The organism is Streptomyces sp. CNS606, from assembly GCF_000426325.1.
Map to the genome: position 1 here is coordinate 55,909 of NZ_AUFD01000012.1, position 20,627 is coordinate 76,535.

20 protein-coding genes and 1 tRNA gene are annotated in these 20,627 nt (G+C 73.6%); 10 read left to right on the forward strand and 11 right to left on the reverse strand.

The window, feature by feature from the left end:
• Nucleotides 1-94 precede the first annotated feature (94 nt).
• Entirely contained in the window at nucleotides 95-283 is a 189-nt protein-coding gene (locus K304_RS0109885; RefSeq protein WP_027763614.1) for a hypothetical protein, read from the reverse strand.
• Complete coding sequence (locus K304_RS0109890; RefSeq protein ID WP_027763615.1) at nucleotides 280-621, reverse strand: DUF6415 family natural product biosynthesis protein; 342 nt, start codon at nucleotides 619-621, stop codon at nucleotides 280-282. Before K304_RS0109890 ends, K304_RS0109885 begins: the two co-directional genes overlap by 4 nt.
• A 106-nt stretch (nucleotides 622-727) precedes the next feature.
• Between K304_RS0109890 and K304_RS28240 the strand changes: the two genes are divergently transcribed.
• Nucleotides 728-1,918: a helix-turn-helix domain-containing protein gene (locus tag K304_RS28240; RefSeq protein ID WP_037789838.1), complete on the forward strand. Its 1,191-nt coding sequence runs from the start codon at nucleotides 728-730 to the stop codon at nucleotides 1,916-1,918.
• Nucleotides 1,912-2,358, forward strand: coding sequence for a GNAT family N-acetyltransferase (locus tag K304_RS0109900; RefSeq protein ID WP_037789840.1), 447 nt, complete (start codon nucleotides 1,912-1,914; stop codon nucleotides 2,356-2,358). The genes K304_RS28240 and K304_RS0109900 overlap by 7 nt, the downstream gene beginning before the upstream one ends.
• A 514-nt stretch (nucleotides 2,359-2,872) precedes the next feature.
• On the opposite strand, the gene K304_RS33320 is transcribed toward K304_RS0109900, so the two are convergent.
• Nucleotides 2,873-2,968: transfer RNA gene (locus K304_RS33320), tRNA-Sec, on the reverse strand.
• A gap of 90 nt (nucleotides 2,969-3,058) precedes the next feature.
• Here K304_RS33320 and selD point away from each other — a divergent pair.
• The 7 genes from selD to K304_RS0109935 all read left to right on the forward strand — a co-directional run bounded on the left by selD (nucleotide 3,059) and on the right by K304_RS0109935 (nucleotide 7,856).
• Nucleotides 3,059-4,057, forward strand: a complete 999-nt coding sequence (gene selD, locus K304_RS0109905) for a selenide, water dikinase SelD (RefSeq protein ID WP_027763617.1) — start codon at nucleotides 3,059-3,061, stop codon at nucleotides 4,055-4,057.
• A 197-nt stretch (nucleotides 4,058-4,254) separates the two neighbouring features.
• Nucleotides 4,255-4,956, forward strand: a complete 702-nt coding sequence (locus K304_RS0109910) for a hypothetical protein (RefSeq protein WP_027763618.1) — start codon at nucleotides 4,255-4,257, stop codon at nucleotides 4,954-4,956.
• A 13-nt stretch (nucleotides 4,957-4,969) separates the two neighbouring features.
• Nucleotides 4,970-5,599, forward strand: coding sequence for a MauE/DoxX family redox-associated membrane protein (locus tag K304_RS28245; RefSeq protein ID WP_486591617.1), 630 nt, complete (start codon nucleotides 4,970-4,972; stop codon nucleotides 5,597-5,599).
• Nucleotides 5,596-6,153: a hypothetical protein gene (locus K304_RS0109920; protein WP_486591624.1), complete on the forward strand. Its 558-nt coding sequence runs from the start codon at nucleotides 5,596-5,598 to the stop codon at nucleotides 6,151-6,153. The genes K304_RS28245 and K304_RS0109920 overlap by 4 nt, the downstream gene beginning before the upstream one ends.
• A complete protein-coding gene (locus K304_RS0109925; RefSeq protein ID WP_027763620.1) occupies nucleotides 6,150-7,088 on the forward strand; it encodes a peptidoglycan-binding domain-containing protein in 939 nt (312 codons plus the stop codon). The genes K304_RS0109920 and K304_RS0109925 overlap by 4 nt, the downstream gene beginning before the upstream one ends.
• Nucleotides 7,089-7,271 carry a hypothetical protein gene (locus tag K304_RS0109930; RefSeq protein ID WP_027763621.1) on the forward strand — a complete coding sequence of 61 codons (183 nt, stop codon included), beginning with the start codon at nucleotides 7,089-7,091 and terminating at the stop codon, nucleotides 7,269-7,271.
• A 117-nt stretch (nucleotides 7,272-7,388) separates the two neighbouring features.
• Nucleotides 7,389-7,856, forward strand: coding sequence for a hypothetical protein (locus tag K304_RS0109935; protein WP_106965563.1), 468 nt, complete (start codon nucleotides 7,389-7,391; stop codon nucleotides 7,854-7,856).
• A gap of 57 nt (nucleotides 7,857-7,913) precedes the next feature.
• Here the strand turns inward: K304_RS0109935 and K304_RS28250 are convergent, their stop codons facing one another.
• Nucleotides 7,914-8,963: a penicillin-insensitive murein endopeptidase gene (locus tag K304_RS28250; RefSeq protein ID WP_078528869.1), complete on the reverse strand. Its 1,050-nt coding sequence runs from the start codon at nucleotides 8,961-8,963 to the stop codon at nucleotides 7,914-7,916.
• Nucleotides 8,964-9,255: 292 nt separating this feature from the next.
• Here K304_RS28250 and K304_RS0109945 point away from each other — a divergent pair, with 292 nt between their 5' ends.
• Entirely contained in the window at nucleotides 9,256-10,002 is a 747-nt protein-coding gene (locus K304_RS0109945; RefSeq protein ID WP_027763623.1) for a M15 family metallopeptidase, read from the forward strand.
• A 138-nt stretch (nucleotides 10,003-10,140) separates the two neighbouring features.
• On the opposite strand, the gene obgE is transcribed toward K304_RS0109945, so the two are convergent.
• The 7 genes from obgE to K304_RS0109980 form a co-directional block, all read right to left on the reverse strand.
• Complete coding sequence (obgE, locus tag K304_RS0109950) at nucleotides 10,141-11,580, reverse strand: GTPase ObgE (protein ID WP_027763624.1); 1,440 nt, start codon at nucleotides 11,578-11,580, stop codon at nucleotides 10,141-10,143.
• A gap of 178 nt (nucleotides 11,581-11,758) precedes the next feature.
• Complete coding sequence (gene rpmA / locus K304_RS0109955) at nucleotides 11,759-12,016, reverse strand: 50S ribosomal protein L27 (RefSeq protein WP_027763625.1); 258 nt, start codon at nucleotides 12,014-12,016, stop codon at nucleotides 11,759-11,761.
• Between the two features lie 14 nt (nucleotides 12,017-12,030).
• Nucleotides 12,031-12,354, reverse strand: coding sequence for a 50S ribosomal protein L21 (rplU, locus tag K304_RS0109960; RefSeq protein WP_027763626.1), 324 nt, complete (start codon nucleotides 12,352-12,354; stop codon nucleotides 12,031-12,033).
• Between the two features lie 261 nt (nucleotides 12,355-12,615).
• A complete protein-coding gene (locus tag K304_RS28255) occupies nucleotides 12,616-16,797 on the reverse strand; it encodes an Rne/Rng family ribonuclease (RefSeq protein WP_037789844.1) in 4,182 nt (1,393 codons plus the stop codon).
• A 251-nt stretch (nucleotides 16,798-17,048) separates the two neighbouring features.
• Nucleotides 17,049-17,831: a TIGR03936 family radical SAM-associated protein gene (locus K304_RS0109970; protein ID WP_027763627.1), complete on the reverse strand. Its 783-nt coding sequence runs from the start codon at nucleotides 17,829-17,831 to the stop codon at nucleotides 17,049-17,051.
• Nucleotides 17,832-18,056: 225 nt separating this feature from the next.
• Nucleotides 18,057-18,590 carry a GNAT family N-acetyltransferase gene (locus K304_RS0109975; RefSeq protein ID WP_027763628.1) on the reverse strand — a complete coding sequence of 178 codons (534 nt, stop codon included), beginning with the start codon at nucleotides 18,588-18,590 and terminating at the stop codon, nucleotides 18,057-18,059.
• A 99-nt stretch (nucleotides 18,591-18,689) separates the two neighbouring features.
• The gene (locus K304_RS0109980; RefSeq protein WP_027763629.1) at nucleotides 18,690-20,618 is read right to left on the reverse strand and encodes a TIGR03960 family B12-binding radical SAM protein; all 1,929 of its coding nucleotides are present in this window, start codon (nucleotides 20,616-20,618) and stop codon (nucleotides 18,690-18,692) included.
• Nucleotides 20,619-20,627: the final 9 nt, after the last annotated feature.

Here is a 20,627-nt window from a genome sequence, read left to right on the forward strand (position 1 = left end):
ACGGCGAGCACGACGACGGCGACGCAGGCGGCGGTGATCGTGGCGGCGAGGAGCGGGCCGGCCGCGCTGGAGATGGCCTCTCGGGGCGTGCGCCTCATGCGACAACCCGGAGTGGGCGGGCCAGCCGCGCGGCCCACGCGGGGACGTGCGTGGCGTCCTCCCGCGTGAGGTGCGCCAGGCACGGCGGGCAGGCCCACGGGTCGTCGGCGCGGTGCTCGTGCGGCTCCAGCAGCGCAGGCAGCCCGCAGGTCCGGCAGATCCGTACTGTCGGCTCGGTGCTCACCGCCCGGCCTCCACGCAGCGGAGGAGTGCGCGGGCGTCGTAGGCGAGCTCGCGGACGTGAACCCGCGCGGACACCAGGCCCTCGCCCATCCCCTCCTTCAGGTGCACGCGGGTGGAGGCGAGCAGGTTCCGCGGCGCCCCGGCCTCCTGCGCCTCGGGCAGGAGGAGTTGCACGTGCCCGCGCAGCAGGCCCTCCAGCTCCTCCAGCGTGGCGTAGCGCGGCGCGGGCCCTTCGGCCAGGGCCCGGCTGATGGTGGCGCGGATGGTGTCGACATCCACCGGCAGCGCGTCGACCGGCGGGGTCGGATTGTGCCGGATCGGGTCCTTCGTCGCGGTCATGCGAGTAACGTCTCTCACCTGCACGGTCACGCACAGGAGTTGACCGTCCGCTGATGTCCGCTCCCTTGCGGACAGCGCGGACACTGCGGACAGAGAGGAGCAGGCCATGAGCCAGACGTTCGGAGACCGACTCCGGGAACTACGCGGCAGCCGCTCCCTGCGAGACGTCGCAGCCCTCGCCTCCGTCGGGAAGTCCTACGTCTCCGACCTGGAGCACGACCGGCGGCGACCGACCCGAGCCATCGCCGACGCACTCGACCACGCCCTCGACGCAGGCGGAGAACTCACCGCCCTGGCGTCCGTCGACCCGGCCGCGACCGTTCAGGCCCGCGCTGGCGCGCTGCAAAAAGGGCTCCACGACGCGCTCGCCGCCGGGCCGATGACCGATGCCGGCCTGGACGACTGGGAGTACACCGTCGCCCGGCACGGCCGCGCCACCCGTACCCGGCCAGAGGGCAACCTGCTCGCCGACCTGGTGGACGACTTCGCCGACCTGCGGCTGGTGCTCACCCACCGGCACCCCGCCCCCGTGCGGCGGCGCCTCACCCTCGCCAGCGCACACATGGCCGGCCTGATGGCCCTGACGCTGTTGAAGATGGGCGACCCGACGGCGCGGGACTGGTGGCGCACTGGGCGGGCCGCTGCTGCCGCCGCCGAGGACCGGGCTGCCATGTCGTGGATCTACGCCCACCAGGCGTACCAGGCGTACTACCTCGGCGACATGGACAGCGCCGTCGAACTCGCCGCGCGCGCCCAGCAGCTCGCCGGTGGCCTGCCGTGCGTCGGCCCCGCGCTGGCGGCGCCGCTGGAGGCCCGCGCCCTGGCCGTGCTCGGCCGCCCAGAAGCGGCGGCGGGTGCGCTGGAGCGCGCCGAAGTAGCGCTGGAACGGCTCCCCGAGCAGGGGCAGATCGGATCGGCGTTCGGCTACTCGGAGAACCAGCTCCGGTTCCACGCAGGGAACGCGTGGACCCACCTCGGGGACACCGCGCGGGCCGCCGAGAACCACGGGCAGGCGCTCGCCCTGTACCCGGCCGACGACCTCACCGACCGCACCCTGATCCGCCTGGACCAGGCCATGTGCATAGTGCAGGACGGCGACCTCGCCGGGGCAGCTATCACCGCGACCGCCGCCATCGAGGAACTGCCCCGGGAGCACCGCTCCGCCCTGATCATCTACCGTGCCGAACAGCTCGCGGATAGGGTTCCGCGGCAGGCACAGACGGTGCCGGAGGTGCGGGTGCTCCGCGAGACGCTGGCGCTGCCCTCCGGACGAGGGAGGGACTGGCCCACATGGTGACGATCGACCGGGCGACCGAGACGGACGCCGAGACGATCTCCACGCTGCTGGGGGAGATCGAGGCGTACTACGGCGGCGACAACGTGCCCGGCGATCTCGCGCAGGTACGGGCAGCGCTGTTCGGTGACCGGCCTGCCGCGACGGTGCTACTCGCCCGCGATCGTGGGCAGGTCCTAGGGATGGCGTCGTACACCTTCCTGTGGCCGGCCTCTGGCGCTGAGTCGTCGCTGTACTTGAAGGAGCTGTACGTGCGCGAGGGGGCACGGCGGCGCGGTATCGCACGTGCGCTCATGGACGCGCTTCGGGACGAGGCAACGGACACTGGCTGTTCCCGGGTGGAATGGACAGCGGACCGCGACAACCCGACGGCGCTGGCCTTCTACAAGGCGCTGGGCGCCGAGGAGAACCGGGGGAAGGTTTTCTACCGGTCGGAGAAGTAGCCGCGCGCGGGCATGACGAGAGCGCCCCCGCCCGGCCCGTGAGGGCCAGACGGGGGCGTGGTGCTCGAGACGGGGCCGGGCTGTGACGGCTGCGCGCCCTCGGGCAGCGATGTGACGCGCTGCGTGCCCGGCCCCGTGAGGAGGCGCCCGCGGCTGCGTGCGAACGGGCGCCCACTCCCCGGCCGGGACGCTAGTGGCATATGCCGGATTGTGCGGGACGGGCACGGCACGGTCGGCCAGGTTCACCCAGCCGGTCAAGCGTGCGACGGGAGCCCACCGGGGGCGCGCGGCAGGGAAAGGGCGCCCCCGACACGAAACGGCACCGACCGGCTCGAAGGCCAGGCGAGGGATGGCACGGGCGTGCCATCAGACGGTCGGGCTTGTTGAGTTCGCCCACGGCGGGTGGTTCTTCGCCCGTCTTCCGTTCGGGCTCTTCGGGTCGGCTCTTCGCGCCGTTCTCTCGGCGCGGCAAGGTGGAAGATCGGGCGGTTGCCGCTCGTCAGGGAGAAGAGGCTGGCGGAGGCGTACGGGAATCGAACCCGCCTGGCCGGGATGCCCGACCACATCGGTGTTGAAGACCGTGAGGGCCACCAGGCGCCTGCCCGCCTCCGCGCCGGAGTCTACGTCCGGCATGATCGTCATACCAGGGGTGTGGACAAGCGTGGGCACGACGCCGCTGGTCGCAAGTAGGTTACCGGGCATGGAAGGCTTGAGACTGACGGAGTACGCCGGTGGCGGCGGATGCGCGTGCAAGCTGCCGCCCGGCGAACTGGACGGGCTGGTCGGCGGGTTGGCCGAAGGGCCGGCGCGACCGGCGGCGGAGCTGCTGCTGGGGCTGGCCGGCGGCGGGGACGACGCCGCCGTGGTGGCGCTGGACGGCGAACGGGCGCTGGTGACGACGGCGGACTTCTTCACGCCCGTGGTGGACGATCCGTACGACTGGGGCCGGATCGCCGCCGCCAACGCGCTGTCGGACGTGTACGCGATGGGCGGCACGCCGTGGGCGGCCGTCAACCTGCTGGCGTGGCCGCGCGACCTGCTGCCGATGGAGGTCGCGGCCGAGGTGCTGCGCGGCGGGCGGGACGTGGCGCACGAGGCGGCGTGCCACGTGTCGGGCGGGCACAGCGTCACCGGGCCGGAGCCGTTGTACGGGATGTCCGTGGTCGGGGTGGTGGACCGTGCGCGGATGATGCGGCTGGACGCAGCGCGCCCGGGCATGCCGCTGACGCTGACGAAGCCGCTGGGCACGGGCGTGCTCAACGCCCGGCACAAGTCGACCGGCGAGGTCTTCGAGCAGGCGGTCACGTCGATGACGGCGCTGAACCGGGACGCCTCCGGGGCGGCCGTCGCGGCGGGCCTACAGGCGGGCACGGACGTGACCGGCTTCGGTCTGCTGGGTCACGCGTACAAGCTGGCGCGCGCGTCGGGGGTGACGGTCACGCTGGACGCGGGAGCGGTGCCGTACCTGCCGGGAGCGCGAGAGGCGGTGCGGGACGGGTTCGTCAGCGGCGGCACCCGGCGCAATCTGGAGTGGGTGGCGCCGCACACCGACTTCGCGGGAGTGCCGGAGGAGGCACGGTTGCTGCTGGCCGACGCGCAGACGTCCGGCGGGCTGCTGCTGGCGGGAGAGATACCGGGGCACCCCGTGGTCGGGGAGGTGACGGCCGCCGGGCCGACAGCGGTCGTGGTCCGTGGCTGAGGGGTGGCGATGCCCGGCTTCGGGGGTGCGGCCGAGCTCCGCGGCGACACGGCGGGGAACCGGGCGGAGGTTCTAGGACGATCACCGGAGCGCCGCAGCGTGTATTGACCGTACATGGTCAAGCTGCTGTGATGGGGGATCGTCCGAGTGGTCCAGACCCTTATGGCGACCACACGCCGGTCCTCCTGGAGGTCGCCATGGCTCCGTCCGCCGTCGCCCACCGCGCGCTCGACGGCGTGTCGTACCGCATCGAGGGCACCGACCTCGATCTGAGGTCCACCGCCACCTCCGCGGTCGAACTCGTCGTCGGAGGCCACCTCTTCGAGTTCACGGCCGGCCCGGCCGCGCTGGCCGAAGGGATGGCCGCCTCCCTCGGCATCGACGCGTTCGACACCGAACTCGCCTTCCAGGGCGGCACCCTGCGCACCGCCACCACCCGCGAGTACGACCCGCAGTCCCAGCTGGTCGAGACGCCCACACTGATCGCCTGGCAGGGCAGGAACCACAGCCTCGTCACGCGCCTGTACCGCTCCGGCATCGAGGACGTGCTCGCGCTGCTGCGCACCTTCCGCATCACCGAGCACGACGACGGCCTCTCCCTCGCCCCGGACGCCGGCTCCGACTGCCGGTTCGCCGGGCCGGCCGCCGTCCTCAAGGAGGTCCCCGGCCTCGGCCTGGTGGAGATGTCCCGCCGTACGAAGGAGCGCTCGGCCCAGCTCCCGCCGTGGCAGGGCGGCAAGGTGCCCACCGGCGAGCTGTACCGGGACACGCTCAGCGACGGACGCCCGTTCTTCGTGCTGTCCGGCTCCCGGCTGTGGGCCACCGTGGTCCCGCTCGCCGACACCACGGTGGACGACGTCCCGGGCCTGCTCGCACGCTGCACGCTGCGCGCGGTCTGAGGCGGCCGTTCCCGTGACCACGTTCCTCGCGACGGCCACCGCGGGCGCGGCGCTGCTCGCGCTGCTCGCCGGCTGTGCCGGGCACCTCTCCCGGCCCGCCGGGCTGCCCGACGCCCTGCACGCCCACGGCGTTCTGCCCGCGGGAGCCGTGCGTGCGGCCGCTGCCGCGGTCACCGTGGCCGAAGGGCTGCTCGGCCTCGCGGGCGCCACCGCACTGGTCGCCGGCGCCCGCGACGCGCTCGCCCTGGTGCTGGGCGCCGCGGCGCTGCTGTTCGCCGGGTACGCGGTCTACACCCGCCACGTCCTCGCCTCCGGCCGCGGCGGGCCGTGCGGTTGCGCCCGCAGCGAGCTGCCGCTCAGTGGCTGGGTGACGGTACGCGCCGCCGCGCTGGCCGCCCTCGCCGCCACCGGCGGGGTGCTCACCGGCCTCGCCGGTGCGCCGACGCTGCCGGGAACCACCGCCCAGACCGCCACCGCCGCGCTGGCCGCCGCCGCCTTCGCGCTGCTGCTGTGGACGCTGCCGGCCGCGCTGCACGACCCGGAGGCCCACCCCGCGTCCTCCCCCGCGTCCTCCCCCTCGGCCTCGCCCACTTCCGCCCCCGCTCCCCTTCCCGCCTCCGGAGGCCGCACGTGGACTTCATGACCAGCGCCCTGATCGCCTCCTGGGTGGCCATCCTGCTGCTCGCCCTGGTGGTCTCCGGGCTGGTGCGCCAGGTGCACCAGCTCTCCCGGGGCGCCACCTCCCCCGTACGGACCGCCGCCCCGCTGGGCCCGGCACCCGGGAGCGCCGCACCGGAGGCGGCCGAACTGCTCGGCCCGCAGGCGCAGCGGGACGGCGGCGTGCTGCTCTTCCTCAGCGCGAACTGCCGCACCTGCACGGGCGTGCTCGCCGAGGCGCGCAAGGCCGCCGGAAGCGAGGACGGCCCCGCTCTGGCGGCCCTCTACGCCGGCCCGGCCCCCGAGGACGCCGCACGCGAGGACCACGCCCGCGAGGACGGCAGCGCCCCCGGCACGACCGTGCCCGTGCACGCCGGGCGCGACGACCTGTTCGCCACGTACGACGCCGTCGCCACCCCGTTCGCGGTGGCCGTGGACGGCGCCGGACGCGTCCTGCGCGCCGTCCCCCTGGGCTCGGTGGCCGCGCTGTCCGAACTGCTCGACGAAACCTTCCCCCGCCGGCTGAGGAGCGCGCGATGACCACCCTCGAACAGGTACCGATGCTCCGCACCCCCGGCCCGGACGCCCGGCCCGCGCGCCGCCGCCGCGCCGGACGCGACCCGGAGACCGCCGCCTTCGCCGGGCTGGTGCCCACCCGCCGCCGCATCCTCCAGGCGGCCACCGCCGTCGGGTTCGCCGCGCTCGGCATGTTCCCCGCCGCCCGCAAGGCGTACGCCGACGGGTACGACATCTGGACCGGCTCCTGCCCCAGCTACGCCTCGGACCACAACTGCTCGCCCGGCTGCGGCCCGAGCACCGTCTTCGCCGCCGCGTGCGCCACCACCGGCGCGCACGCGGGCTTCCACAAGAACGACGGCGTGACCTGGACGCTGCGCCCCAACCAGTGCTACTCCGGCAGCTACGACGGCTGGCTGTGGCGGTACAGCAAGGAGTGCGGCACGTGCGGCTGCGGCATCGAGCGCCGCTGCCACGACGGCTACCACAACACCGGCTCCGGATGGGTGCGTTCCATCTGCCGGCACACCACCGACTGCGGATGCCCCGGTGCCGTCTCCTGGCCCTCCACCGGCAGCGGCACCACCGGCCCCGACGCCTACACCGTGCAGCACCTGGTCACCCACCACGGCTTCGCGACCGAGGCGGACGGCATCTACGGCCCGAACACCGAGGAGCAGGTCACCCTCTTCCAGGAGCAGGCCGGCCTCGACGCCACCGGCACCGTGGACGAGCAGACCTGGCCGGAGCTGGTGCTGACGGTGCGGCGCGGCGACATCGACGACGCCGTGCGCGGCGCCCAGCGCCAGCTGCGCAAGCACGGCCACGACCTCACCGTGGACGGCAACTTCGGGCCGCGCACCGAGCAGGCCGCACGGGCCTTCCAGACCGCGCACGACCTCACCGTGGACGGCGTGGTCGGCTCCGTCACCTGGCGGCACCTGACGGGGACGGTGTAGGTGGACCACTCCCCCACCGCACCCCCGGGGGCGCACGGACGAGGGCGGGCGCGGCTCACCGGCCCGCTGGTGCCCGTGCTGCTGCTGGCGGGCGCCGCGTCCGTCGCGGTGGCCACCGTGCCGCCGCTGACCTGGGCGGTGATCGGCGGCCTCGCGGGCTGGTCGCTCTCCGGCTCCGTTTGAACCCGCAACAGCGCCTACGCGCTGGCCTCGCCAGGTTGGCGAGCGATTCACCGGCAGGCCCTCATCCTGGGCACCCTGACGGCCGGGCTGCTGCTGGGCGGCCTTCTGTCGGCGACGGTGCTCTGGCTGGCGTCCGGCCTGCTCTCCCCCGCACCCGAGGTGGTGCGGCACGTCGCCGCGGTGCTCTGCGCGCTGCTGTGCGTCCTGCGCGACACCGGAGCCGTACGGCTGCCGCTGCCGCAGAACGCGCGGCAGATCCCGCAGGAGGTCCTGCAGCGCCATCTGCTGCGCGGCACCCTGCAGTTCGGCTTCGAGCTGGGCACCGGCGTGCGCACCTACGTGACGGCGAGCGCGCCGTACGCCCTGGCCGCCGGGCTCCTGCTGTGGGGCGGGCTCGGCACGGTCCTGCTCGCCGGCGCCGGCTTCGCCGCCGGACGCGCGCTGACGCCCGTGCTGCGGCTGCTCTCCGGCGACGTCGCCGACTGGGACGTGCGGCTGGAGGACAGGCGCCGCGCGCTGAAGGTCAGCACCTCGGTCACGGTGCTGCTCGCGGTGCTCGCCCTGACGGTGGTCACCTGGCCGTAGGCGGCCCGGCCGTGCGGGGTGGCGCAGGACGTCCGGCGCCACCCCGCACGGGTGCGTTCAGCAGTCGTAGAGCGAACTGGGGTGCACCCGCTCGCAGTAGCGGACGTGCAGGTGGTTGTCGTGGTTGGGGTACTCGGTGGTGAGGCCCTCGGCGATCAGCTGCGGGTCGTTGAAGAAGATCAGCTTCACGTGCCCGGGCGCGGTGTTGCGGATCGCCTGCGCCAGCTTGCGGGTGGCCGCCCGGTCGTAGGCGGCGGAACGCCAGGTGATGCGGCCGGCGGAGCACTGCGCGGAGTCGGTGCGGATGGGCCACAGGTCGACGTCCATGCCCTGTTCGTGGCTGGCGTGGCCGGGGATGTCGCCGCCGTGCTCGAAGCCGGCGTCGCCCAGCGGGACCTGGCCGTTGCCGCCGCCGAACGCGGAGGCCGCGGCCTCCACCTGGCCGATCGCCGCGGCGGTGCCCCAGTTGGCGTTGCCGTTGCCGTCCGGGTCCTGGTCGCACAGCGGGCCGCCGAAGTCGGCGGCTTCGTAGTGCCAGAGCAGGTTGCGCCAGGTGGTCGGGCCGACGATGCCGTCCGCTCCGATGCCCGCGTGGCTCTGGAAGGTCCGCACGGCGCCGGCCGTACCGCCCCCGAAGATGCCGTCCACCGCGAGGCCGGAACCGCGTTTGGCGTTCAGCAGGTGCTGCACGGCCCTGACCGCCGGACCCCGGTCGCCCTGCCGCACGGTCACCTGGAGCGCGGACCAGGTGTTCGGACCGACGATGCCGTCGTCGGAGAGACCCTTGGAGCGCTGGAAGGACTTCACCGCGGCGTCGGTGCCGGAGCCGAAGACGCCGTCGGCGGACAGGCTCGCCCCGTGCGCGTTGAGCAGGTACTGCAGCGCGACGACGTCGGAGCCGCGGTTGCCGCGGTCCTGGGTCGGATTGAACGCCTGCGGGTACGCCTGGGCGGGCGCGGCGACGCCGAGCAGCAGGGTGAGCACCGCCGCCAGCAGCAGCCAGCCGCGGGGGCGGCCGCGGCGCTGCCCGCGGCGGTCACGGTGCGGGGGTCCGGCGGGGTGCGGGGGTCTGCCGCGCTCCGCGGTGGGGGTGCCGGATCGGCGCATGGGGGTCCTCCTCGGGTTCCGCCTCGGGGGGCGATCGGGCCGTGCCACCGCTGTCTTGTACCGCGCGGGGCGCCACGCGTACAGAACGTGCGGAATTCTCGGGGGACTTTCAATGGTCGGGCCTTTGAACGGTATTCCGCTTTCCCCGCGAATTTCGTTCTTCTCCAGGGGATTCACCAGGTCACCCGGCCGATCGTCCCGAGTCGTCTTGACACAGGAATGATTCCTCCTAATGTGCATGACAACCTGAAGACGGGTGTGCCGAGAAGCGCCCGTCCCCCTTGGAGGAGACATGACCCGACGCCATCGTGGCCTGCGTGCCGCTCTCGCCGCGGCCATGCTGGTGGCCGGCGGTGTCACGGTGAACGTGGCCACCGCGGAGCCCGCCGTCGCGGACAGCTGCTACACCTGGAACCGGAACCTCAGCAATGGAGCCAGCGGCAGCGACGTCGCCCAGCTTCAGGAGCGTATCGCCGGCTGGGCGGCGAGCGGCCAGAACATCGCCATCGACGGCGCCTTCGGCCCGGCCACCGAAGCCGCCCTCAAGCGCTTCCAGTCCGCCTACGGCCTTTCGGCCGACGGCGTCGCCGGCCCGAACACCTACAGCAAGATCTACTCGCTGCAGGACGGCGACTGCTCGCCGGCCCACTTCAACTTCAGTGAGTTCGACGACAGCTGCGGCGAGAACGACTTCACCGGCGGACGCGTCTCCGCTGCCGCCGCCAAGCAGAACATCCGCCGCATCATGTGGCAGCTGGAGGCCCTGCGCCACAAGCTCGGCGACCGGCCGATCGTCATCACCTCCGGTTTCCGCAGCGTCTCCTGCAACAGCAGCGTCGGCGGCTCGTCCAGCAGCCTCCACATGTCCGGACAGGCCGCGGACCTGGGCCTGGGCAGCGGCCCGTCCCAGTGCTCCATGTACAACACGGCCAAGACCTCCGGCTTCGAGGAGATCCTGAGCCAGGGCTACCCGGGACACAACGACCACACCCACGTGGGCAACAAGGGCAGCCGCTTCTGGAGCGCCCCCAACTGCTGACCCCTTGACGGGTCACGCGACGTCCACGGGGCGGGGTCCGTGACGGGTGCACCCGTCACGGACCCCGCCCCGTGCGTGCGTGTGCGAGGCGCCCCGGGGCGACCGCGGAAGCGGTGGCCCGGGCGGGCCGTCGAACCCCTACGCGAAGGGGTCGAACTCGTCGTAGGCGGACTGCGCCTCGTCGCGTTCGGCCTGGCGGTCGCGGCGGCGCTGGGCGGCGGGACGGGGCGTGTCCATGCGGTGGTCCTCGCCCCGGCGGCCGAGCATCTCCGCGCCGGAGGCCATCGCCGGCTCGAAGTCGAAGACGACCGCGTCGTCCTCGGGACCGATGGCGACACCGTCGCCCTCCCGGGCGCCCGCCTTGACGAGGGCGTCCTCGACGCCCAGGCGGTTGAGGCGGTCGGCGAGGTAGCCGACGGCCTCGTCGTTGTTGAAGTCGGTCTGCCGCACCCAGCGTTCCGGCTTCTCCCCGCGCACCCGGTACAGCGCGTCCGCCTCGCGGCTGACGGTGAAGCCGGCGTCGTCCACCGGCTTGGGACGGATGACGACGCGTGTCGCCTCCTGCTGCGGCTTGGCCGCACGGGCCTGCTCGACGATGCCGGCCAAGGCGAAGGACAGCTCCTTCAGGCCGCTGCGGGAGACCGCCGACACGTCGAACACCGAGTAGCCACGCGCCTCCAGGTCGGGGCGGATGATGTCGGCGAGATCCTTGCCGTCGGGGATGTCGGTCTTGTTGAGCGCGACCAGCCGCGGACGGTTGTCGAGGCCGCCGTACTGGGTCAGTTCCCGCTCGATGGCGTCCAGGTCGGAGAGCGGGTCGCGATGCGACTCGAGGGTGGCGCAGTCGAGCACGTGCACCAGCACCTCGCAGCGTTCGACGTGCCGGAGGAACTCCAGGCCGAGGCCACGGCCCTCGCTGGCGCCCTCGATCAGGCCGGGCACGTCGGCGACCGTGTAGACGGTGCCGCCGGCCGTGACCACGCCGAGGTTCGGCACCAGGGTCGTGAAGGGGTAGTCGGCGATCTTCGGCTTGGCCGCGGAGAGCACCGAGATCAGCGACGACTTGCCCGCCGACGGGTAGCCGACCAGCGCCACGTCCGCGACCGTCTTCAGCTCCAGCACGATGTCGCGGCTCTCGCCGGGCTCCCCGAGCAGCGCGAAGCCCGGCGCCTTGCGACGCGCGGACGCCAGCGCGGCGTTGCCCAGGCCGCCGCGGCCGCCCTGGCCGGCGACGAACGTGGTGCCCTGACCCACCATGTCGGCCAGCACCTCGCCCCTGCCGTCGAGCACGACCGTGCCGTCGGGCACCGGCAGCACCAGGTCCGCGCCGTCCTTGCCCGACCGGTTGTCGCCCTCGCCGGGACGGCCGTTCGCGGCCGTCCGGTGCGGCCCGTGGTGGTACTCGAGCAGCGTGGTGACGTCGGTGTCCACGACGAGGACGACGTCGCCACCGCGCCCGCCGTTGCCCCCGTTGGGGCCGCCGAGCGGCTTGAACTTCTCCCGATGCACGGAGGCGCAGCCGTGGCCTCCGCTACCCGCGGCGACGTGCAGCTCGACGCGGTCCACGAAGGTGGTCATGACGGGTGCCTCCTGGCGGTGCGGTGCGGTGCGGGTGCTGGTTCAGCGGTGCGGGGACGGGAGCGGCGGGAAGGGACAGCGGTCCGGGCGGGGCCGCGAACACGGCGAGGGCGGCCCCGCTCCCCTGCCGGGGAACGGCGGTCCGCCCTCGCGTGTGTGTCGGTGTCGAACCGGGGCCTTACTGGCCGGCCGGAACGATGTTGACGACCTTGCGGCCGCGGTGGGTGCCGAACTGCACCGCACCGGCGTCCAGCGCGAACAGGGTGTCGTCGCCGCCGCGGCCGACGCCCGTGCCCGGGTGGAAGTGGGTGCCGCGCTGGCGGACGATGATCTCACCGGCGTTCACGACCTGACCGCCGAAGCGCTTGACGCCGAGCCGCTGGGCATTGGAGTCGCGACCGTTCCGGGTGGACGATGCGCCCTTCTTGTGTGCCATGTGTTCTCAGTCCCTTACTTCGCGGCCGGGGCGGGGATGTCGGTGATCTTCAGCGCGGTGTGCAGCTGGCGGTGACCGATCCGCTTCTTGTAACCGGTCTTGTTCTTGTACTTCTGGATCCGGATCTTCGAACCCTTGTGGTGGTCCACGACCTCTGCCTGGACCTTCACGCCCGCCAGCACCCAGGGGTCGCTGGTGACGGACTCGCCGTCGACCACGAGCAGGGTCGAGAGCTCGACGCTGTCGCCGACCTTGCCGGTGGAGATACGGTCAACCTCGATGACGTCGCCGACAGCAACCTTCTGCTGACGGCCGCCGGTGCGCACGATCGCGTACACGGTGAAGCTCTCTTTCGCTCGGTTCGGGGCCCCTGATGCCAGCCGCTCGCGCAGGAGTCCCGCGACTGTCCCACTGAGGAGTGAACGGCCTCTCCCGCTCCGGGTTCCGGTGCACGGCCCCGGCGGGAGGGAGTTGCTCAGAAGCACGGCGCACCCTTGACGACACGCCGACGGTCAAGATTACGGGGCAGCGACCAGGGGGTCAAACCGGCCCCGCCCGCTCCACGACCGGAACGAACGGGGCCGGCACGGCCGTACGGCTCAGTCCTCGGCCGGAGCGGAGACCGACGGCGGCGTCTGCTGGTCGGCCGCCGCCGTGCGGCGCGAGGAGCGAGAAGAAGCGGCCTTCTTCTCGCCGGTGGCCGACTTCCGGGCCGTCGACTTCTTCGCCGCCTTCTTCGCAGTGGTGCCGCTCTTCTTGGCCGTCGCCTTCTTGGCAGCGGTCCGGGCCGCCTTCTTCGCGGTCTTGGCGGCCCCGGGCGCGTCCGCTCCCTCCACCTCGGAGCCGTCCGTCTCGGAGCCGTCCACGCCGTCGGCGCCCTGCTCGTCACGCGCGGCGGGCAGCACGATGGCGCCTTCGCCGTCGGCGCCTCCGGGCGCACCGGACGGAGCGGAGACCGTGCGCGTGACCCGACGGCGCGACCGCGCGGGCGGCGCCACCTCGGCCGCGGCGGGGGCATCCGTCGGCTCCGGGGCCGGCGCACCGGCGTCCCCCGGACCACGGTCCACGGTCGGCAGCACGATGGCTCCGGCCTCGTCACCACCGCCGCCGACGGGTGAGCCCGCCGGAGCGGACACCGCGCGGCCGGCGCGGCGCCGGGCGCGGGCGGGCGGTGCGGCCTCCGCCGCCGGGCCGGCGTCGGCAGCGGACGCGGCGACGGGCCCGGAGGGCGCCGCGGCGGGCTCACCGGCGGAAGCCGCCGCGGGCACCACGATCGACCCTGCGGCCTCCGCCGCCTCCCCGCCCTGCGGGGCACCGGCGGGCGCCGACGCCTTACGGCCGGCCCGGCGCCGGGTGCGGGCGGGCGCGGCCTGGTCCGGGTCCCCCGCCTCGTCCTGCGCACCCTCGGCGTCCGCGACCTCGGCGTCCGCGACCCCGGCGGCCTTCGGCGGGCCGGCGGGCGCGGACGCCTTGCGGCCGCCCCGGCGGCGCGTACGGCCGCCGCGGCTCGCCGCTGCCTCTGCCTCGGCGGCGCTGCTGTACAGCTCCTCGTCCGGCACGAAGGCGGGCTCCGGCAGCTTCTTCGGCTCGGCGGCCTCCGCTGCGACCTCGGCGGCGGTCTCCGCCTCCTCCGACGCGGTCTCCGCATGCTCTGCGGCGCTCTCCGCGGCGGACGCCGCGGCCTCGGCCTCCACTGCGGCCGCCTGCGCCGCCGCGGCCTTCTGCTTCTTGCGGCTCTTCTTGCCGCCACCGCCGCCACCGGCCGCCTGCGCCTGCTCGACGTGCACGATCACGCCGCGCCCGTTGCAGTGCACGCAGGACTCGGAGAACGACTCCAGCAGGCCCTGGCCGACCCGCTTGCGGGTCATCTGCACCAGGCCCAGCGAGGTCACCTCGGCCACCTGGTGCTTCGTGCGGTCCCGGCCCAGGCATTCGAGCAGACGGCGCAGCACCAAGTCCCGGTTGGACTCCAGCACCATGTCGATGAAGTCGATGACGATGATGCCGCCCAGGTCGCGCAGCCGGAGCTGGCGCACGATCTCCTCGGCCGCCTCCAGGTTGTTCCGGGTGACCGTCTCCTCCAGGTTGCCGCCCTGGCCGGTGAACTTGCCGGTGTTGACGTCGACCACGACCATCGCCTCGGTCCGGTCGATCACCAGCGAACCACCGCTGGGCAGCCACACCTTCCGGTCGAGGGCCTTCGTCAGCTGCTCGTCGATCCGGTGGGTGGCGAAGACGTCCACGTCGGACGTCCACTTCTGGAGCCGTCCCACCAGGTCCGGCGCGACGTGCGAGACGTAGCCGTGCACCGTCTCCCATGCCTGCTCGCCGGAGACGATGACCTTGGAGAAGTCCTCGTTGAAGATGTCGCGCACGACCCGGACGGTCATGTCCGGCTCGCCGTACAGCAGCGTCGGCGCGTTGCCCTTCTGCGCCTTCCGCTGGATGTCCTCCCACTGCGCCTGGAGCCGCTCGACGTCACGGCGCAGCTCGTCCTCGCTGGCGCCCTCGGCGGCGGTGCGGACGATGACGCCCGCGTTCTCCGGCACGACCTGCTTGAGGATCTGCTTCAGCCGGGCCCGCTCGGTGTCGGGAAGCTTCCGGCTGATACCGGTCATCGAGCCCTCGGGCACGTACACCAGGTAGCGGCCGGGCAGCGACACCTGGCTGGTCAGACGGGCGCCCTTGTGGCCGATCGGGTCCTTGGTGACCTGAACCAGCACCGGCTGGCCGGACTTCAGCGCGGTCTCGATCCGGCGCGGCCCGTTGGCCATGCCGAGCGCCTCGAAGTTGACCTCGCCTGCGTAGAGCACGGCGTTGCGGCCCTTGCCGATGTCGACGAACGCCGCCTCCATCGAGGGCAGCACGTTCTGGACCTTGCCGAGGTAGACGTTGCCGACGTAGCTCGTCGACTGCTCCTTGTTGACGAAGTGCTCGACCAGCACGTCGTCCTCGAGCACGCCGATCTGCGTCCGGTCGCCGTTCTGGCGCACGACCATGACCCGCTCGACGGCCTCGCGGCGCGCCAGGAACTCGGCCTCGGTGATGATCGGCACGCGCCGACGGCCCTGCTCGCGGCCCTCCCGGCGGCGCTGCTTCTTCGCCTCCAGCCGAGTGGAGCCCTTGATCGCCTGCACCTCGTCGGCGGGCTCGGAGTCCTTCTTCTTCCGGGGCTCGCGGACCTTGACGACCGTGCGCTCCGGGTCGCCGTCGGTGGGCCCGTTGTCGGACGAGTCCCCGCTGCGACGGCGACGACGGCGACGACGGCGCGAGCTGCTGGAGCCGCCGCCGTGGCCGCCCCCCTCGTCCTCGTCGCGCTCCGCGTCGTTCTTTCCGGACTCGTCCTCGTCCTCGTCACCGTCGGAGTCGTCCGACGCCGAGTCGCCGCGGCCGCCGTCGTCCGCGCCCTGTGCATCGGCGGACTCGCCCCGCCTGCGGCGACGCCCGCCACGGCGGCGACGGCGCGCGGGGCGCTCACCGGACTCGTCCGAACCCTCGTCGTCCGAGCCCTCGTCGTCCGACTCGTCCGACTCGTCCGACCGGGCCTCGTCGCCGGTGCCCTCCTCGTCCCCCGGCCCGGCGGGACGGGACGCGTCGCCCTCGGACTCTCCGCGACGACGGCGACGGCGGCTGCGCGAGGCGGGCGCGGTGGTCTCCGGCTCCTCCTCGTCCGTCTCCTCGTCCTGGTCCGCGGCGGCCTGGGCGGCGGCGCTCTGCGGCGTCTGGAACGTCGGCTCGGTGAACACCGGCGCCTGGAACATGGCCACCGGCGGCTGCGCCGCACGCTTGCGCCCGGCCGGCGCGGTGGGGGCCTCGACCGGCAGTGCGGGCTCGTCGGAGGCGGGCGACCGGCCCGCGCCCTCGGCCTCGTCGGCGACGTGCTCGTGGGCCGGCGCGACGGCCTTGCGGGTGGCGCGACGACGGCTGCGCGCGGGCGCCGCCTGCTCCTCGTCCGCGGCGGTCGGCGTGTCCGCGGCGGCGGTCCCCTCGGCCGGGGCGGCTTCCTTGCGCGCGGCGCGGCGGCGGCCCCGGGCGGGCGCCGGCTCGGCCTCCTCGCTGACCGCGACGGCCTCTCCGCCGGTGCCGGTGCCGGACCCGGCGGCGTCGGCGGCCTGCTCCGGCGCCGATGCGGCGGCCTTGCGGGTCGCACGACGACGGCTGCGCGCAGGCGCCGCCTGCTCCTCGTTCTCCACGGCACCGTCCCCGGCACCGGGGCTCGCCTGCTCTGCGGCCTCGGGCGCTCCGGCCGGAGCGGAGGCCCGCCGGGTCGCCCGGCGACGGGTACGCGCCGGGGCGGGCTCGGCCTGACCGGTCGCGGGCACGTCGGCGACCGGACCGTCGGCGGACGCCGAGGCGTCCGCGGCGGGAGCCTCACCGGCCGCGACCGCGGCGGCACCGGACGCGGTCGCCCCGGTGGCACCCTCCGTCACAGAGGGGGCACCGGCAGGAGCGGACGCGCGGCGCGTGGCACGACGACGGGTACGCGCCGGGGCGGGCTCCGACGGGTCGGCGGCGGGCGAAGCGGCGGCGTCGTGGGCGGCCGGCGCGGCGGCCGGCAGCGTGTCCGGGGCGGGCGCCTCGGGCGCGGCCGGGGGCGCGCCCGCCGGGGCGGACGCGCGGCGCGGCGCACGGCGGCGCGGCGGCAGGGTGTCGCTGGGGCTTCCGTTGTCGGCGGAGGCCGCGGCCTGCTGATTCGGTCCGTCCGACGACGCGCTCACGGGCGGCGTCCTCGGGTCCTTCGCGGTGTTCTCCGCGGCTGCGGAGTCCTTGGGCTCGGGCATGCGGGCAGTTCTCCCGTCACGCTCCCGGGCGCCTCGCCCCGCCGGTCGCGGCCGGGCGCGTCGTACGCCTTGCTGCCGCGTCCCGCCGGGCGCGGGCGCCGCTCGGGAGCTGTTCGTTGTCGCTCGCCGGTTCCGTCCCTGCGGGCTCGGCTACGGCGAAAGTCTGCTGTGGCGGTGCGCTCGCCTGCCGGTCGGCGGCCCGGGTGGCTCCCTGGCGCCTGCGTCGGCGGCGGCACGTTTCGGCTCCGTACCTACGCGGTGACGGCCCCGGTCGTGTCCGGGGCGACCACGCTCGGCCCCGTCGCGGCGGGGGATGCGTCGCGGTCGGGAACCAGCGGGTCGGTCACCGTGCCGGTCTCCTCATCGAGCGGCCCCTGCGCCAGCCTGGTCACCGCTGCCGGGACCGGCGGCGCCAGGTCGGCCGTAGCTCGGAGGCCGGACAGGACGTCGTCGGGTCGTACGGCAGGTGTCAGGTGCCGCACTACCAGCCGCAGTATCGCACAGGGATGCTGCTGGGGCCTATCATCCTCGCTCTGTGTGACGCCCTCGCTCTCCAGCGAGGCGACGGCGGCGCGGGCGTCGAAGGTGCGGACCCCCTTCTTTGTCTGCCGCTGCACCTCGACCGTTTCGGCGGCGAGGAACGCCTCCACGGCCCGGCGCGCGTTCTCGACGGCGACGCCTTCGAGCCGCAGCTCCCAGGCGGACGCCTGGAGGCGGTCGGCGAAGTCGGACGTCCGGGCCTCGACCGCGTCGGTCAGGTCCAGACCGTCCGGCATGCACGCGTCGAGCCCGCGGCGCAGCGCCTCGGGGTCGCGGTGCGTGGTGAGGGCGATCTCCAGGTACTCGGCCTCGCTGGCGGTGCCGGTGGGGGCGGCGTTGGCGTAGCTCACCTTCGGGTGCGGGGTGAATCCGGCCGAGTACGCCATGGGCACCTCGGCGCGGCGCAGCGCCCGCTCGAAGGCGCGCTGGAAGTCACGGTGGCTGGTGAACCGGAGGCGGCCGCGCTTGGTGTAGCGCAGTCGGATGCGCTGCACCGCGGGTGCGGGCGGCGGGCCTTCGGGCTGTCGCTTGCCCAGGGGTCTCTCCTCGGTGCAGGGCGGCACGCCCCGGGCGGCCGCCCTTGGGTGTACGGGGTGCAAGGGGGCGGAAGTCCGCGCGTCCGCTCACGCGTGCCGCGGCGCGGGAGCGCGGAGAATCCTGCCGCCCAGGGTACGCGCCCCTCTCCCCGTCCTCTCCCCGTACCGGCGTCCCCTTCCGGCTCAGGCGGTCGGCACCCAGTACCGCAGCTTGTCCCCGCGCCGGTCCTCGAAGACCCCTCCGCCGCCCTCGACGACCTTCCGGGAGGCGGTGTTGTCGTGCTCGCACGTGATCAGCGCCGGATCGATGCCGAGGGCGCGGGCGTGCACGAGCCCTTCCCGCAGCATGGCCGTGGCGTGGCCGCGCCGCCGTGCGGAGGCGCGCACGTCGTAACCGATGTGCCCGCCCTGTTCCAGCAGGAAGTCGTTGAGCCGGTGCCGGATCGCGAAGCGGCCGAGGAAGGCGTCGCCGTCGACGTACCACAACGTCGTGCACGCCACGTGTCCCGCGGTCCGCACGGTCTCCTCGTGTTCCTCGGCGCGGAGCGCCGCGACGTACGCGGCGAACCCTTCCGGCTCGTGCCAGCGGTCGCCGAACTCCTCGATCTCCTGCCCGATGGAGCTGCCGTCCCCGGCGCGTCCTTCGGTCTCGAACTCCTTCATGGCGGCGACGAACGACGCATGGACGGCAGTGGTGGGAAGGACGAGTTTCGGCATGACGGAAGTCTGCCGACCATCGGGCGACGGCACCAACGCTTTTCCGGCTGACGCCCCTCCGAGAGCCCGATGACGGGGCACGCGGAGGGGCGGACGAACCTACTTGTCCACGACGCTCAGCGGCAGCAGCTTCTTGCCGGTGGGGCCGATCTGGATCTCGGTGTCGAGCTGAGGACACACGCCACAGTCGAAGCAAGGGGTCCAGCGGCAGTCCTCGACCTCGGTCTCGTCGAGGGCGTCCTGCCAGTCCTCCCAGAGCCAGTCCTTGTCGAGGCCGGAGTCGAGGTGGTCCCAGGGCAGGACCTCCTCGTAGGTGCGCTCGCGGGTGGTGTACCAGTCGACGTCCACGCCGTACTCCGGCAGCGTCGCGGCGGCGGAGTCCATCCACAGGTCGTAGCTGAAGTACTCGCGCCAGCCGTCGAACCGGCCGCCGCGGCGGTGGACCTCGCGGATCACGGAGCCGAGGCGCCGGTCGCCCCGGGAGAGCAGGCCCTCGACGATGCCGGGCTTGCCGTCGTGGTAGCGGAAGCCGATGGAGCGGCCGTACTTCTTGTCGCCGCGGATCTTGTCGCGGAGCTTGCCGAGCCGGGCGTCGGTCTCCTCGGCGGAGAGCTGCGGCGCCCACTGGAAGGGCGTGTGCGGCTTGGGCACGAAGCCGCCGATGGACACGGTGCAGCGGATGTCGTTCGAGCGCGACACCTCGCGGCCCTTGGCGATGACGCTGGTCGCCATGTCGGCGATCTGGAGGACGTCGTCGTCGGTCTCGGTCGGGAGGCCGCACATGAAGTACAGCTTCACCTGCCGCCAGCCGTTGCCGTACGCGGTGGCGACGGTGCGGATCAGGTCCTCCTCGGAGACCATCTTGTTGATGACCTTGCGGATGCGCTCGCTGCCGCCCTCGGGGGCGAAGGTGAGGCCGGACCGGCGGCCGTTCCGGGTCAGTTCGTTGGCCAGGTCGATGTTGAACGCGTCGACCCGGGTGGAAGGCAGCGAGAGGCCGATCTTGTCCTCTTCGTACCGGTCGGCGAGGCCCTTGGCGACGTCGCCGATCTCGGTGTGGTCGGCGGAGGACAGCGACAGCAGGCCGACCTCCTCGAAGCCGGTGCTCTTCAGCCCCTTCTCGACCATGTCGCCGATGCCCGTGATGGACCGCTCGCGGACCGGGCGGGTGATCATGCCGGCCTGGCAGAAGCGGCAGCCGCGGGTGCAGCCGCGGAAGATCTCCACCGACATCCGCTCGTGCACGGTCTCGGCGAGCGGCACCAGCGGCTGCTTGGGGTACGGCCACTCGTCGAGGTCCATGACGGTGTGCTTGGACACGCGCCACGGCACGCCGGAGCGGTTGGGGACGACGCGGGAGATGCGGCCGTCGGCCAGGTACTCCACGTCGTAGAACTTCGGCACGTACACCGACCCGGTCTTCGCCAGCCGGAACAGCAGCTCGTCGCGTCCGCCGGGGCGGCCCTCGTTCTTCCACGCGCGGATGATCTCGGTGATCTCCAGCACGGCCTGTTCGCCGTCGCCGACGACCGCGCAGTCGAGGAAGTCCGCGATGGGCTCGGGGTTGAAGGCGGCGTGCCCGCCCGCGAGGACGATCGGGTGGTCCTCGGTGCGGTCGGCGGCCTCCAGCGGGACGCCGGAGAGTTCCAGCGCGGTGAGCAGGTTGGTGTAGCCCAGCTCGGTCGCGAAGGAGACGCCGAGCACGTCGAAGGCACCGACGGGGCGGTGCGCGTCGACGGTGAACTGCGGGACGTCGTGCTCGCGCATGAGCTTCTCGAGGTCCGGCCACACGCTGTAGGTGCGCTCGGCGAGGACGCCCTCGCGCTCGTTGAGCACCTCGTAGAGGATCATGACGCCCTGGTTGGGCAGGCCGACCTCGTACGCGTCGGGGTACATCAGCGCCCAGCGGACGTCGGTGGCGTCCCAGTCCTTTACGGTGGAGTTCAGCTCGCCGCCGACGTACTGGATCGGCTTCTGGACGTGCGGGAGAAGGGCCTCCAGGCGCGGGAAGACCGACTCGACTGGCATGGGTGGTGT